Raw genomic sequence first — 14357 nt, forward strand, 5'->3', positions numbered from 1 at the left:
CTCCCGCACCGTCACCCACTGGCGATTCTCAGTAAGTGGAAAGGTTGGGGCAGCTATCATCCGCATTTGAAGAGTGTCAAGGTCAACAGACTCCAGGGCGCGCCCCAATCGCGCCCCGAGTCCGGGCCCTCTTCAACCGCCCTGCATGCGCACGACGATGACGCTGATGTTGTCGTCGCCGCCGCGCTCATTGGCCAGGTCGATGAGGTGCTTGGGCACCTCCTCCAGGCTCGCGTGGCGCGCGACGGCGTCGTGGATCTCCCGGTCCTCGAGCATGTTGGCGAGGCCGTCCGAGCAGAGCAGGAACACGTCACCGGGCTCGGACACGAGCCCCATGACATCCACCTGGACCTCCTCCTCGAAGCCGACGGAGCGGGTGATGATGTTCTTGTACCGGGAGTGCTTGGCCTCTTCCGGTGTGATCATCCCCGCTTTTATCTGCTCGTTGACCAGTGAGTGGTCCTCGGAGATCTGCTGGATGAGGTCCCCGCGGATGAGGTACGCGCGACTGTCACCCACGTGGGCGAAGAAGGCGTGCTCGTCGCGGACCACCAGGGAGATGACTGTCGTGCCCATGCCGGACAGGCGCGCGTCATCCTGGGCGGTGAGGTAGATGGCCTGACAGGCCTTCTCCACCGCGCCCCGGAGCGCTTCCGGAATGGGCGAATCCTGGAGGTTGGGAACGCTGACGAAGGGATTGTCCCTCCCTTCACGCGCGCGCCGCAGCTCTTTGTCGATGGTCTCGACGGCGATGCGCGACGCGGTACCGCCACCCGCGTGCCCACCCATGCCGTCCGCCACGACGTAGAGCTGGAGCTCATCGTCAATGAGGAAGCTGTCCTCGTTGTGATTGCGCTTGCGCCCGACGTCCGTCAGGCCAGCGGAGATGACTTTATGGCGGGGGGCCGCGGTCTGCCCTGCGGTGCTGGACACGCGCCGGATGCTATGTGAGCCCATAAGTGGGGGCAAGGACGCGGACGAAAACTCCCGGTGCGTCATGCCCCTCCCCCTGGGTCACCCCTACCTTATAGGCCCCCATTTCAGGCCGTCCGGCGCAGCCGGCCCCGGGGGCTATTGCCTTCCGGGCCGGACTCCCGGCGCGCGCGGGGAGCCGCCCGGTGGGCCGAACGCACCAGCGCCTCCGCCGCGCCCAGCGCCTCGCGGGTGACCTCCACGCCCGACATCATGCGCGCCAGTTCCTGGGTGCGCTCGGCGCCCGCCGAGAGGGGGAGCACCTGGGACACGGTGCGTTCGCCCTTCACGCTCTTCCTGATGAGCAGGTGCGCGTCCGCGTAGGCCGCCACCTGGGGCAGGTGCGTGATGCACAGCACCTGGCGGTGGGTGCTGACCTCGCGAATCATCCGGCCGACCACGTCCGCGATGGCGCCGCTGACGCCCGCGTCCGCTTCATCCAGGATGTAGCAGCCGCACGCGTCACTGTCCGCCAGTGCACGTTTGAGCGCGAGCAGGAGCCGGCTCGCCTCACCGCCCGAGGCCACCTTGGCCAGGGGCCGCGCCGGCTCACCCGGGTTGGCGCTGAAGAAGAACTCCACTTCATCCATGCCGTCCGGACGCAAGCTCTCCCCGGCGGTGACGCGCACCTCGAAGGCGGCCTTGCCCATGGCCAGCCCGCCCAGGCCGTCCCGCACCTGCTGGGAGAAGGCCCCGGCGGAGGCCTTGCGCGCGCGGGACAGCGTCAGCGCCGCCTTGCGCGCCCGCTCCTCCACGCGCTTTCGCTCCTGGTTCAGCTCCTCCAGGATTTCGCGCCGGTTCTCCAGCGTGCCCAGCTCCGTCTCCAGCTCTCCGCGCTTCTTGAGCACGCCGTCCAGCGTCGTGCCGTGCTTGCGGCACAGCCGCTTGAGCGCGTCCAGCCGCTCCTCCACCTCGCCCAGCCGCCCGGGGTCGGACTCCAGCCCCTCCACGTAGCGGTTGAGCCGGCGCGAGGCCTCTTCCAGCTCCGACAGCGCCGTGGAGAGCGACTGCGCCACCGGCGCGAGCGTCGCGTCGCACTTGACGCCCTCATGCACGAGCCCCAGCGCGCGCCCCACGATTTCGACCGCGGACGGCGCCTCGCCCGACACCAGCAGTTCGGCCTCCGCGCCCTGACGCTTGAGCTTCTGCGCGCTGCCCAGCCGCCGGCGCTCCGCGTCCAGCTTCACGTCCTCGCCGGACTCTGGGTCCAGGCGCGTGATTTCGTCCAGTTGGAAGCGCAGGAACTCCGCGCGCTCGCGCACCTTGGCGTCGTCTCCGCCCAGCGCGTCCATGCGGGCGTCCACTTCGCGCAGGTTCGCCCACTCGCGGCCGTACGCGGCCAGCGTCTCCTCCAGGCCGCCGTACTTGTCGAGCAGCACCCGGTGCAGCCCGGAGTCGAAGAGGCTCACGTGCTCATGCTGGCCGGCGATGTCCACCGCGCCCCGGGTGAGCTTCCCCAGCACGCCCAGCGTCACCAGCGCGCCGTTGACGTAGACCTTTCCGCGCCCGGTGCGCCCGAGCACGCGGCGCACGAGCACCTCTTCTCCCAGGTCTGGAAGGCCCAGTTCCTCCAGGCGCGCGGCCAGCACCGGTGTCCGGGCGAACACGCCCTCCACCGCCGCGTCCTCGCAGCCTGCACGGATGACGTCCGCATCCGCCCTACCCCCGAGCAGAAGGCCCAGCGCGTCCACCAGAATGGACTTGCCGGCGCCCGTCTCACCCGTGAGGACGGTGAGGCCCGCGCCGAACGCGACCTCCACCTCCTCAATCACCGCTACGTTCGAAATCCGAAGACCCAGCAGCACGCGCGCTCTCCGCGGTCCGTACGACGCCCCAACACCTGAACACCCTAGCAGGTCTTGGTGACACTGCACAGGTGTTCGGGTCGGGCGGACGGTGGGAGGGCGAGTGGGAGGGCGTGGCCTGTTGGCGCCACAACCATCTCCCACTCCCCGAGTCGCGTCAGATTTCGGTGAACAGCTCCTGGATGTCCTGTTCGGTGAGGGTGCGGCCCATGTCGTCCCCGTCCGCGCCCAGCACGCCGGCGGCGAGTTCGCGCTTGCGGCGCTGGAGGCTGAGAATCTTCTCCTCCACCGTGCCGCGCGTAATGAGCTTGTAGCTGATGACCGCGCGCGTCTGACCGATGCGGTGCGTACGGTCCGTGGCCTGGTCTTCCACCGCGGGGTTCCACCACGGGTCGAAGTGGATGACGTAGTCCGCGGCGGTGAGGTTCAAGCCGGTGCCGCCCGCCTTGAGGCTGATGAAGAAGAGCGGCGGGCCGTCAGGGCGGTTGTACTCGTCCACCTTGCCCATGCGGTCCTTGGTGCGGCCGTCCAGGTAGAGGTAGCGCAGGCCCTTCTTGTCCGCCTCCTGCTTGAGCAGCTCCAGCATCTCCGTGAACTGGCTGAAGACGAGCGCGCGGTGGCCTTCCGCCACCAGGTCCGCGACCAACTCCATGAAGCGCTCGAGCTTCGCGCTGGACGGCAGGAGCGTGCCGGGCGGCATCTTGAGCAGACGCGGATCGCAGCACACCTGACGCAGGCGCATCAGCGCGGCGAGGATGGAGACGCGGCTGCGCTTGAAGCCCACCTTCTCGATGGACTCGTTCACCTTGCGGCGGCTCTCCTCCAGCACCTCGCGGTAGAGCGCGGCCTGGCCGGGCTCCATCTCGCACCACGCGACGCTCTCCGTCTTCGGCGGCAGGTCCTTGGCCACCTCCGTCTTGAGGCGGCGCATGATGAAGGGCTGGATGCGGCGGCGCAGCCGGTCCTTCGCGGTGGCGTCGTTGGCCACCTGGATGGGCTGCTCGTAGCGGTCGCTGAAGCCTTCCGCGCTGCCCAGGAAGCCGGGCATCAGGAAGTCGAAGATGCTCCAGAGTTCCGACAGGCGGTTCTCCAGCGGCGTACCGGTGAGCGCCAGGCGCGTCTCGCTGGGCAGCGACTTGCACGCCTGCGCGGTGGCGCTGTCCGCGTTCTTGATGTTCTGCGCCTCGTCCAGGATGACGTAGCGGAAGCCCACCTGGGACAGCTGCTCCAGGTCGCGGCGCACCAGCGCGTACGACGTGAGCACCAGGTCCATGCCCTTCAGGTCCTCCGCGCGCTCGCGGCGGTCCTGCCCATGCCACACCATGGCCTTGAGGCCCGGCGTGAAGCGCTCCGCCTCGCGCTCCCAGTTGGCGAGCACGCTCGTGGGCGCGACCACCAGCGAAGGCTTGCGGCCCTCCTCGTTGGCCACCTTCTGCATCAGGCTGAGGGACTGGATGGTCTTACCGAGACCCATGTCGTCCGCGAGGATGCCGGACAGCCCGTGGCGCCTGAGGAACCAGAGCCAGGACAGGCCCGCCTCCTGGTAGTGGCGCAGCGTGGCCTGCAGGCCTTCGGGCACGGCCACCTTCGGCACGCCGGAGGATTCGCGCAGGGAGAGCATGGCCTGACGGGCCTTGGCCTCCACCTCGGTGAACTCACCCAGGTCCGCGAGCAGGTCCAGGGCCACCGCCTGGTGCAGCGGCAGCCGCGTGCGCGTGCGGCCCGGCATGGCGCCGGCCTCCTCCAGGAGGTCCGCCACGCGCTTGATCTCCGCGACGTCCGCCTCCGCGAAGGAGCCGTCCTTCAGCGGCACGAACTTGCGGCCGGAGTCCAGCCACATGCGCACGGCGCCCAGGTCCACGGCCTGGTCGTCGGTGACGAACTCCGCGTCCAGGTCGAACCACTGCACGCCGCTCATGCCCACGCGGATGCGCGGCTTGAGCTTCGGGCGCAGCCGCACCTTGGGCGCCTGCACGCCGTAGCGCTCCCACTCCTCGGGCAGGCTCGCCAGGCCCCGCGCCCAGAACTCCAGGGCCACGTCGCCCGTCGCGTCGAACGCCTGCGCGGCCTGATCAAAGCGCAGCCCCTGGTCGAGCAGCAGCTTGCCCGCGGCGCGCTCCACCTCGTCGCGGCGGCGGTACAGCTTGCGCGCGTCCTCGCCCACGCCGCTGGCGTAGCCCAGGTGCGTGGCCGTGGGGGACACCGCCACCGTCGTCTGGCCGTAGCGTGCGGCCAGCTGCACCTTCACGCGCTCGGCGGCGCCTTCCAGCGTGAGGACGAAGCGCGGCTCCACCGACTCGTCCACTTCGATGTCGTCCGCCTTCAGCGACATGCGGAAGCGCGGCAGGTGCGCGGCGAAGAACGTCAGCACCCGGTCCAGTTGCCCGGACGGGAAGGCCATGGTCGGTTCCAGCAGCCACTTGCGCAGCAAGCGCGGCGGGAAGTCCGGCTCCACGGCGTGGAGGTTCTGCGCCTGGATGACGTACGTGCGCCGGCCCGCGAGCACGATGACGTCCTTGAGCGGGTAGCCCACGCCGTCCGGGAACAGCAGCTCAATCTGCGCGGTGGCGCCGTCCGGACGCGACTCCAGATGGATCTGCGGCCGCACGGGCTGCTCCATGTAGACGAGCGGCGTGCCCCGGTAGATGACCCGGCGCTGGCGAAGCAGCTCCAGCACCTCGCACAGGTCCTCGTCGGAGAGGACGATGCGCGAGTCGTAGCGGTGCTCATGGCGCGACAGCACCATGAAGATGCGCTCGTCCGCGGGCGCGATGCGGCTGCCCGCCTGGAGCAGGCGCTTCACGTGCACGGGGCCCTTGGTCTGCGCGTCCTGACGGCGCACGTCCACGACCCAGTGGCGGTTGTTGGAGCCGCCCGCCCCCGAGCTCGCGGGGGTGAGCCGGTAGAGGAACTCGTAGTCGGGCAGCGACGACAGGCCCAGCCAGCTCTCCACCTTGGCGAGCGCGGGCAGGCTGACGCCTTCCATCCCCGGCGCTCCGCCTCCGGGAATCTCCTCCTCGTCGGCCGGTCCCGGGTCCTCGGGTTCGGGCGGCGGAGGAGGGGGCGCCGCTTTCTGCGGTGGCGGCGGTGGCCGGAAGCGGGCCGCGTAGATGAGTGCCACGGCGACCACGTGCTCGCAATGCGGGCCCGTGGTGTTCCACACCGGGCAGGTGCAGGAGGAAACGACTTTTCCCTCTCCGGGAATCAGGGCCACGTCGTAGCGCTCGCCGGACGGAGCCGCGACCTGCGCGCGGATGCGTTCGGGTTCACGCGTGAGGCCGAAGACGCGGCGGCCTTCGGCCACCTCGCGGCCTTTCTTGAACGTGGCGGGCTCGACCTCGGCCTTGAGGGCGCGGAGCCAGAGTCCGTCCTGGGGGGAGAGAGGGTCTCGGGTGTCAGCGGTGGTTTGCACGGCTTGCAAGGGCCCCAGACTCCTTGGTCGGGGGGAACCGCCTCGCTTAACACAGTGAGGGGATCCCCGCGCGCGGGAAAAAATACGGCGTCCGCCAGCCGATGCGGCCGGGCGGCGCGAAGCTGTGAGATCATCAACGTCCGCCATGTCCCGGTCCCGTCCCAGTCCGCCCATCCTCCGGCCGTTGGCCCTGGGACTCTGCGTCCGGGGGCCCGCCGGGCTGGCTGTCACCCGGGCCGGGTACCCTGGGTCCCAGTTCCACCCCGGGTGTCATCCCCCGGGCTGAACGCCGCCGTCCTCCCCTCGGAGCTCAAACCCCATGTCCCTCGACCCCACGCTCCTCTCCGACCTCCAGGCCGTCCTGCGGGATGTGCCGGACTTCCCCAAGCCCGGCATCGTCTTCAAGGACATCACCCCCATGCTGGCGGACCCGCGCCTGTTCGGCCGGGTGGTCAACGCCATGTCCGCCCCCTTCCGGGGCCAGCACATCACCAAGGTGGTGGGCGTGGAGTCGCGCGGCTTCCTGCTCGGCGCCCCCATCGCGCTGGCGCTGGAGGCGGGCTTCGTGCCCGCGCGCAAGCCCGGCAAGCTGCCGCACAAGTGCATCGTGGAGCGCTACTCGCTGGAGTACGGCGCGGACGGCGTGGAGATGCACGAGGATGCCATCCTCAAGGACGAGCGCGTGCTCGTGGTGGATGACGTGCTCGCCACCGGCGGCACCGCCGACGCCACGGGCCGGCTCGTCAGCCGGCTGGGTGGACAGATTGTCGGCTACAGCTTCCTCATCACGCTCGACTTCCTGGAGGGCGCGAAGCGGCTGGGGCCGGACAAGGTGACGTCCGTCCTGCGCTTCTAGCCCCCAAGCCCGGCGCCACCGGACTTCACGTCCGGTTGACGCCCGCGCCGGCCCCATTTATAAGTTGGTCACACAACCTAGAAACAAGACCGCGCCATGCCTCGCCCCTCCAACACCGAAGCCCGCCGGGAACAGATTGTCGCCGGACTGCTCAAGGCCATGGCCGAGCGCGGCTACGAGGGCGCGTCCGTGGCGGAGATTGCCCGAGCGGCGGGCCTCTCCGCGGGGTTGGTGCACTACCACTTCGAGGACAAGCAGGAGATCCTCCTGACCCTGGTGCGCTCGTTGGCCGCTCGCGCGCGGCAGCGCTTCGCCACCCGCGTGACGAAGCTCGCCGGGGACGACGCTCGTGGGCGGGTGGAGGCGTTCGTGGACGCGTTCCTCGCCACCGGGCCGGACGCGGACGTGGCGGCGGTGGCGGGCTGGGTCACCATCAGCGCGGAGGCCATCCGGCAGCCGGAGGTGCGCACCGCCTACGAAGAGGTGGTGCGCGCAGACCTGGAGCAGTTGGAGGCGCTGGTCGCGGCGGTGGTGGGCAAGCGCCGCGCGCGTCCCCTGGCCGCGGGCCTGTTCGCCGCCATCCAGGGGTACTTCGTGCTGTCCGCGAGCGCGCCCGGGCTCGTGCCCCCGGGCTCCGCGGCGGGCACCGTGAAGCGCATGGCGGCGGGACTGTTGGACGCGGCGACTTCTTCTTCACCGGACCGTGAGGTGTCGTGATGACCATCGCCATCTACGCAGGCAGCTTCGACCCCGTGACGGCGGGACACCTGTCGGTGGTGCGACAGGCGGCGCGCCTCTTCAGCCACGTCGTTGTCGTAGTCGCGGTCAACCCGAACAAGCGCACGCTGCTCACCGCCGAGGAGCGCATGGCGCTCATCCGGGAGGCCGTGGCCCGGCATCCCAACGTCTCCGTCACCTTCACCGAAGGGCTCATCGTGGAGCTGGCGCGGGAGATTGGCGCGAGCGTCCTGTTGCGCGGCGTGCGCGGCGCCACCGATGCGCAGTTCGAGACGGAGCTGGCGCAGATGAACCGCGCGCTCGCGCCGGAGCTGTCCACCCTCTTCCTGCCCGCGGAGGCGCACCTGGCGGAGGTGTCCAGCAGCGCCCTGAAAGAGCGCCTCACGCGCGGCGAGGACGTGTCCGCCTTCTGCCCTCCCGCCGTCGCCGCGAAGCTGCGCGAGCGGCTGTCCCCTCCCCTCCGGAGCCATCCATGAGCCTGTCCTTCATTCCCCTGGGCGTCGGTGATGCCTTCTCCGCGCTCTACTACTCGTCGTGCCTGGCGCTGGAGGCGGAGGGACAGGTGCTGCTGCTCGACTGTCCGCACCCCATCCGCAAGATGATGCGCGAGGCGTCCGAGTCCTCCGGCGTGCACCTGGACGTGGAGCGCGTCAGCGCCGTGGCCCTCACGCACCTGCACGCGGACCACGCCTCCGGCCTGGAGGGACTGGGGTACTTCTCCTTCTTCGTGCTGCAGCGGAAGATGGAGCTGCTCGCGCACCCGAGCATCACGCGCCGCCTCTGGGAGGGCCACCTGGCCGCGGGCATGGAGTGCCTCATCGAGCAGCAGGGCGCGGGGCCCAGCCACAAGCACTTCGAGGACTACTTCACGCACACGCCGCTGCACCTGGAGCGCGCGGTGAAGCACGGCCCGTTCGAAATCGAGTGCCGCTTCACCTACCACCACGTGCCCACCACCGCGTTCCGCATCCGCGCCGGGGGCCGGTGCCTGGGCTACAGCGCGGATACGGCCTTCGACGAGGGGCTCATCTCCTGGCTGTCCGAGGCGGACCTGGTCATCCACGAGACGAACTACGGCGTGCACACGCCCTACGAGAAGCTGGCGGCGCTGCCGGAGGCCACTCGCGCGAAGATGCGCCTCATCCACTATCCGGACCTGTTCGACACGAGCGGCAGCGTGATTGAACCGCTGGTGCAGGGCCGGCGCTACACCGTCTGAGGACGGAGCGCACGGTGGGCTGGATGCCCTTCATCCTCCGGGAAGAAGGGCTTGCGCGTTGCGCCATGTCCGGTCCGCTCGCCTTCACGCGCCGAGTGCGCTAGGCCGAGATGGGTTGGCGCTCCCCCCTTCGCGCCCCGCAAGAGAACGACTGTCCGATGATGAAGAAGACCGTGAGCACCTGGGCGGTGCTGCTGCCGCTCGCAATGGTGCTGGCCGCTCGCGCCGCCGGGGCCGCCGAGCCGACGCCTCCCGCCGACACCGTCCGCCTCACGATCCTCCACCTCAACGACGTCTACCAGTTCCAGCCCACCGCCCAGAACCGGGGCGGCCTGTCGCGCGTGGCCACGCTCAAGCAGCAGGCGCTGAAGGAGTCGCCGCACGTCCTCACGCTGCTGGCGGGTGACACGATTTCTCCTTCGGTGGAGTCGTCCGCGGAAGTGGCGGGCGAGGCGCTCAAGGGCAAGCAGATGATCGACGCGTGGAACGCGCTCGGTCTGGACTACTCCACGGTGGGCAACCACGAGTTCGACTTCGGGGACGACGTGCTGCGCGCGCGCCTCCAGCAGTCGCGCTTCCCGTGGCTGGGCGCCAACGTGATGAGCGTGAAGTCGGGGCAGGTGTTCGACGGGCTCAAGGCGTGGGACCTCCGCGACGTGGGCGGCGTGAAGGTGGGCATCTTCGGCGTGGTGCTGCCGGAGACGCAGACGTCGTCCAAGCCAGGCAAGGACACGCGCATCACGCCGTACTGCGAGGCGGCGAAGCGCTCCGTGGACGAGCTGCGGGCCGCGGGCGCGCAGTTCGTGCTGGGGCTCACGCACCTGACGGTGGAGCAGGACCGGGAGCTTGCGAGGTGCGTGCGCGTGGACCTCATCATCGGCGGGCATGACCACGACCGCGTGGAGGAGACCGTCGCGGGCACGCCCATCTTCAAGCTGGACGAGGACGCCATCGACCTGGGCCGCGTCACGCTGGACCTGGATGCGAAGACGGGCGCGGTGAAGAAGCTCGCGTGGAAGGTGATCCCCATCACCGCGAAGACGCCGGACGACGCGGCGTTCAACGAGCAGATGAAGCCCTATGCCCCGCTGCTGGCCACGCTGGCGGAGCGCATCGGCCGCTCGCCGGTGGCGCTGGATGCGCGCAGCGCGCAGAACCGGCTGGGGGAGACGAACCTGGGCTCGTTCCTGGCGGATGCGTTCCGCGAGGCGATGGGCGCGGACGTGGCGCTCGTGAACGGGGGCGCCATCCGCGCGGACCGGGTGCTGCCCGCGGGGACGATGACCCGGCGGGAGCTGTACTCGCTCATGCCCTACCGCAATGAGCTGGTGGTGCTGAGGGTGAAGGGGGCGGTGCTGCGCGCGGCGCTGGAGAACGGCGTCAGCCTGAGCAGCGTGGACGGCAAGCCGCCCGGCCGCTTCCCCCAGGTGTCCGGCCTGCGCTTCACCTACGACCTGCGCAAGGCGCCGGGCGCGCGGGTGACGAAGGTGGAGGTGAAGGGCAAGCCGCTGGACGACGCGGCGACGTACCGGCTGGCCACGTTGAGCTTCGTGGCGCAGGGCAACGACGGCTACTCCATGTTCAAGGACCTGCCCACGGTGCCCAGGGGCCTGGAGGTGTCGCCGTGGGAGGCACTCGGCACCGCGTTCCGCACTGGCAAGCCCGTGCCGCGAGCGAAGCCCCAGGGCCGCATCACGGTCATCGGCGCACCCAGGGGCGGCCTGCATGCGCCGCCGTCGATGAAGTAGGGCCCGGGCTACCGCCAGGGCGTGGTCCAGCCTCGCGCGCGGTAGACGACCCGCCCCGCCAGCTCGCGCAGCATGTCCGTGCTCTGGTTGAGCGCTCCCGAGCGCGGCAGCCAGCTCAGCTTCGCGGGGGGAATCGTCGAGGAGCGGAGGTCCACCGCGAGCGTGTCCGCCCTCAGCCCCACCGCCGCGAAGCAGCCGGCCGCTCGGGGCAGGTGCGCGGCGCTCGTCACCAGGAGCAGCGACTTCCAGCCGTGCGCGCGCACCAGCGGCTCCGACTCCAGCGCGTTCTCGCGGGTGTTGCGGCTGCGCCCCTCCTTCACGATGCGCTCGGGCGCGATGCCCCAGTGCTCCAGCTGCGCGGCCAGCACGTCCGCCTCCACCACCGCTTCCGGCCTCGCGTCCAGGTTGCCGGCGGTGATCAACACCTGCCGTGCCCGGCCGTCGCGCAGCAGCTCGAAGGTGCGCATCATCCGCTCCGGCGCGGCGTTGTACTCCGGCTGCCCCGAGCGCTCCGTGGCCGCCGCGTCCAGCCCTCCGCCCAACAGGATGACCGCGTCGTAGACGACGTCCGGCCGGTACGTGCTCACCGCGTCCGCCTCCGTCGCGCGCGTCAGCAGCGCCACCGTCGGCTCGATGGAGAACACGTACAGCACGGCCAACGCCGCGAGCTGGGACGCCAGCGACAGGCGCTTCCACCGGCGCAGCACCACGCCCCCCACGCCCAGGATGAGCACCCAGGTGAGCGGGGACAGCAACAGGTCCAACACCTTCGACAGGACAAGGAACATCGCCGTTCGCTTCGACTACCGCGCCGTCTTCGCGTGAAGGTACTTGCGCGCCTCGGTGGCCGCGACACCTCGCGGACGCAGCTCCAGGTAGCGCTGGTAGCCCTCGCGGGCCATGGAGTCCCGGTCCGTCAGCACGCCCACCCGGCCCAGGCCCAGGTGGCACTCCGCGGCCGTCTCCTTCAGCTCCAGGCACTTCCAGAACTTCTCACCCGCCTGCATCGCACTGCCCGCCGCGAGCAGCTCCTGCCCCAGCGTGTACGCCGCGCCCGCGTCCGGAGACCCCGCCATCCAATCCGAGGCCTCGCGCGATTCGCCCCGGGCGCTCGCCGCGCTCCGCTTGCGGGGCGCTCCTTCTGGCTGCGACTCCTTGTCCTTCACCCGCGCGTCCACCACCGGGTCTGGAGGAGGCGGCGGAGGCGGCAGCCGCTCCAGCGACACCTGCACGCGCTCCGGCACGGCGGCCTGCGACACGGTGGTCGCCCACGGCTGGTACCCCACGAACCGCAGCTCCAGCTGGTGCGAGTCCTCTCCCGAAGCGACGCTCAGCACCGTCGGCGTCATCCCGACCTGCTTGCCATCCCAGCGCACCTCCGCGCCCGGTGGCACGGAGACCACCTGGAGCTTGCGCGAGCCTGGCTCCGACATGTCGGGCATCACCGCCCGCCCCACGAAGAAGGCCACCGCCGCCGCGATGACGGCCGCCCAGACCCAGCCGGGCACTCCCGCGCCCATGTCCGCCGCGGGGCTTCCGCCCACCAGCGCCCCGGGCACGTGCTCCTCCGGGAACGCCTCGGCGTGCGCGCGGTGCACCGCGGACGCCCGCTCCGGCTCGTCCATTCCCGCCGGGCCGCCCTCCCCCGTCCACACCGCCACCTGGCGCAGGAAGGACTCCGGAATCCGCGGCGGCTGGCCCGCGAGCTTCAGCTCCTCCTCGAACAGCCAGCCCATCAGGTGGCGCAGCGTGGACGCGGGGAACAGCGGCGCCCGGTACGCGAGCCACTCCGCCAACGCGCGCTGGAAGTCCTCCGCGCTCGTGAAGCGGTCATCCCGCCGCAGCGCCAGGGCCCGGGACACCACCGCGCCCAGCGAGTGGTCCAGGTCCGGGACGTACGCGTGCGGGGGCGTCAGGTCGCCCGTGGCGATGCGCTCCATCACCGAGGCCTGGTCTCCCTCCGCGGGCCTGCGGCCGGTGAGCAGCTCGAAGAGCACCACGCCGGCCGTGTACACGTCCGAGCGCGCATCCAGCGCCTCCGCTCGCGTCTGCTCCGGTGACAGGTACAGGAACTTGCCGCGCACCACGCCCGCGTCCGTGTCCTGCCGCCCGGCCCACTGCGCCTTCGCGATGCCGAAGTCGGTGAGCTTCACCTCGCCCTCGTAGCTCACCAGGACGTTGTCCGGCGACACGTCGCGGTGCACCAGCCCCAGCGACCGCCCCTCCTCGTCGCGGCGCGTGTGCGCGTGGTGCAGGCCCTTGCAGACCTCCACCATCAGCTGCACGGCCAGCGGCGCCGGCAGGTGCGCCACCCCCTTCAGCTTCAGGCGCTTGAGCACCTTGGACAGGGGCTGCCCGTCCACCCACTCCATGGCGAGGAAGTACTCCCCCGCCTCCTGCCCGAAGTCGAAGACCTGGACGATGTTGCCGTGCGACAGCCCCATGGAGATGCGCGCTTCGTTGAGGAACATCTGCACGAAGGCGGGGTCCTGCGCGTAGGGGTCCCTCACCCGCTTGATGACCACGGACCGGGACACGCCCTCCGCCACCGTGTAGCGCGCGCGGTGCACCACGGCCATGCCGCCCGCGCCCAGGCGCTCCTGCAGCTCGTACTTGCCGAAACGCGTCGTGTGCCCACCCGTCGTCACGGGCCGGACGCTACCCCACCGCTCACCCCCGAGGGGAGCCCCACCCAAAGGGCCCGGTGCCTCAGCGCTCACCCCAGTGGAGCTTCTGCCGGAGGATGGTGAAGAAGGCCACGCGCGGGTTGCGCACCAGGCCCACGCGGTTGGGCGAGCGCACCACCTCGATGCAGTCCCCGCCCTGGAGCGAGTGGCCCGTCTGCCCGTCCAGCGTGAGGTACGTGTCCGCCGTCTCGCTCTTCAGCGTGACGCGGATGGTGCGGTCCGCCGGCACCACGATGGCCCGCTGGGTCAGCGCGTGCGAGCAGATGGGCGACAGGATGGTGCAGTCCACCGACGGGTGCACGATGGGGCCGCCCGCGGACAGCGAGTACGCCGTGGAGCCGGTGGGCGTGGCCAGGATGACGCCGTCCGACTTGTACGTGGTGATGGGCACCCCGTCGATGGACGTCTCGTGGTCCGCGATGCGCGCGAGCGCGCCCTTGTTGATGACCACGTCGTTGAGGATTTCATCCTCGATGAGGACCTTGCCCCCGCGCAGCAGCCGGCAGGACAGCTTCATCCGCGAGTCCACGTGGAAGCTCCCCACCAGCACGTCATCCAGCCGGGTGAAGAGCTCCTCCACGGAGATCTCCGTCATGAAACCCAGGCTGCCCAGGTTCACGCCGATGATGGGCACGTTGCGCCCGCCCAGCAGGCGCGCCGCGTAGATGAGCGTGCCGTCACCGCCCAGCACCACCACCAGGTCCGCGCGGGCCGCCAGCTCCCGGTCCTCGATGCGCGGCCAGTTCAGCGCATGCGCCAGGGCACGGTCCGCCAGCACCGTCAGGTTCGGGTGGCGCTGCTGGATTTCCGCCGCCAGGGCCACGGCCTGCGGGGTGTCTCGCTTCGCGACGATGACGAGGGTCTGCACGCCCCCCGGGTTCTAGTCCAGCCGGCCAACCGTCCTCCGCAGGAAAATGACG

Annotated in this window: 11 protein-coding genes; 5 read left to right on the forward strand and 6 right to left on the reverse strand. The window is 70.5% G+C overall.

The genetic code is table 11. From position 1 onward, the window contains the following. Positions 1-132: 132 nt before the first annotated feature. From D7V80_RS26540 to D7V80_RS26550, 3 genes are all read right to left on the reverse strand, one after another. Positions 133-933, reverse strand: coding sequence for a Stp1/IreP family PP2C-type Ser/Thr phosphatase (locus tag D7V80_RS26540; RefSeq protein ID WP_120590832.1), 801 nt, complete (start codon positions 931-933; stop codon positions 133-135). A 107-nt stretch (positions 934-1040) separates the two neighbouring features. Further along, complete coding sequence (gene recN / locus D7V80_RS26545; RefSeq protein WP_120590814.1) at positions 1041-2777, reverse strand: DNA repair protein RecN; 1737 nt, start codon at positions 2775-2777, stop codon at positions 1041-1043. A 157-nt stretch (positions 2778-2934) separates the two neighbouring features. Next, complete coding sequence (locus tag D7V80_RS26550) at positions 2935-6198, reverse strand: SNF2-related protein (protein ID WP_233585737.1); 3264 nt, start codon at positions 6196-6198, stop codon at positions 2935-2937. Between the two features lie 310 nt (positions 6199-6508). Between D7V80_RS26550 and D7V80_RS26555 the strand changes: the two genes are divergently transcribed. The 5 genes from D7V80_RS26555 (at position 6509) to D7V80_RS26575 (ending at position 10750) form a co-directional block, all read left to right on the forward strand. Further along, a complete protein-coding gene (locus D7V80_RS26555) occupies positions 6509-7045 on the forward strand; it encodes an adenine phosphoribosyltransferase (RefSeq protein ID WP_120590815.1) in 537 nt (178 codons plus the stop codon). A 96-nt stretch (positions 7046-7141) separates the two neighbouring features. Then, positions 7142-7762 (forward strand): TetR/AcrR family transcriptional regulator, encoded by a 621-nt coding sequence (locus D7V80_RS26560; protein ID WP_120590816.1) that lies wholly within the window; start codon positions 7142-7144, stop codon positions 7760-7762. Then, positions 7762-8259: a pantetheine-phosphate adenylyltransferase gene (coaD, locus tag D7V80_RS26565; protein ID WP_120590817.1), complete on the forward strand. Its 498-nt coding sequence runs from the start codon at positions 7762-7764 to the stop codon at positions 8257-8259. The genes D7V80_RS26560 and coaD overlap by 1 nt, the downstream gene beginning before the upstream one ends. Next, positions 8256-9002, forward strand: coding sequence for an MBL fold metallo-hydrolase (locus D7V80_RS26570; RefSeq protein ID WP_120590818.1), 747 nt, complete (start codon positions 8256-8258; stop codon positions 9000-9002). The genes coaD and D7V80_RS26570 overlap by 4 nt, the downstream gene beginning before the upstream one ends. A 158-nt stretch (positions 9003-9160) precedes the next feature. Then, positions 9161-10750 carry a bifunctional UDP-sugar hydrolase/5'-nucleotidase gene (locus D7V80_RS26575; protein WP_120590819.1) on the forward strand — a complete coding sequence of 530 codons (1590 nt, stop codon included), beginning with the start codon at positions 9161-9163 and terminating at the stop codon, positions 10748-10750. Positions 10751-10758: 8 nt separating this feature from the next. On the opposite strand, the gene D7V80_RS26580 is transcribed toward D7V80_RS26575, so the two are convergent. The 3 genes from D7V80_RS26580 to D7V80_RS26590 form a co-directional block, all read right to left on the reverse strand. Next, on the reverse strand, positions 10759-11538 hold the full coding sequence (locus D7V80_RS26580) for a YdcF family protein (protein ID WP_120590820.1): 780 nt from the start codon (positions 11536-11538) through the stop codon (positions 10759-10761). Positions 11539-11553: 15 nt separating this feature from the next. Then, positions 11554-13398, reverse strand: a complete 1845-nt coding sequence (locus D7V80_RS26585) for a serine/threonine-protein kinase (RefSeq protein WP_120590821.1) — start codon at positions 13396-13398, stop codon at positions 11554-11556. Positions 13399-13459: 61 nt separating this feature from the next. Continuing rightward, a complete protein-coding gene (locus D7V80_RS26590; RefSeq protein ID WP_120590822.1) occupies positions 13460-14305 on the reverse strand; it encodes an NAD(+)/NADH kinase in 846 nt (281 codons plus the stop codon). Positions 14306-14357 lie beyond the last annotated feature (52 nt).

The organism is Corallococcus sp. CA054B (genome assembly GCF_003611625.1).
Taxonomy (GTDB): Bacteria; Myxococcota; Myxococcia; order Myxococcales; family Myxococcaceae; genus Corallococcus; species Corallococcus coralloides.

Bases quoted from the DNA above. Each gene is read 5' to 3' on its own strand.
- D7V80_RS26555 (WP_120590815.1), top strand. From the start codon at position 6,509: ATGTCCCTCGACCCCACGCTCCTCTCCGACCTCCAGGCCGTCCTGCGG.
- D7V80_RS26560 (WP_120590816.1), top strand. From the start codon at position 7,142: ATGCCTCGCCCCTCCAACACCGAAGCCCGCCGGGAACAGATTGTCGCC.
- coaD (WP_120590817.1), top strand. From the start codon at position 7,762: ATGACCATCGCCATCTACGCAGGCAGCTTCGACCCCGTGACGGCGGGA.
- D7V80_RS26570 (WP_120590818.1), top strand. From the start codon at position 8,256: ATGAGCCTGTCCTTCATTCCCCTGGGCGTCGGTGATGCCTTCTCCGCG.
- D7V80_RS26575 (WP_120590819.1), top strand. From the start codon at position 9,161: ATGATGAAGAAGACCGTGAGCACCTGGGCGGTGCTGCTGCCGCTCGCA.
- D7V80_RS26580 (WP_120590820.1), bottom strand. From the start codon at position 11,538: ATGTTCCTTGTCCTGTCGAAGGTGTTGGACCTGTTGCTGTCCCCGCTC.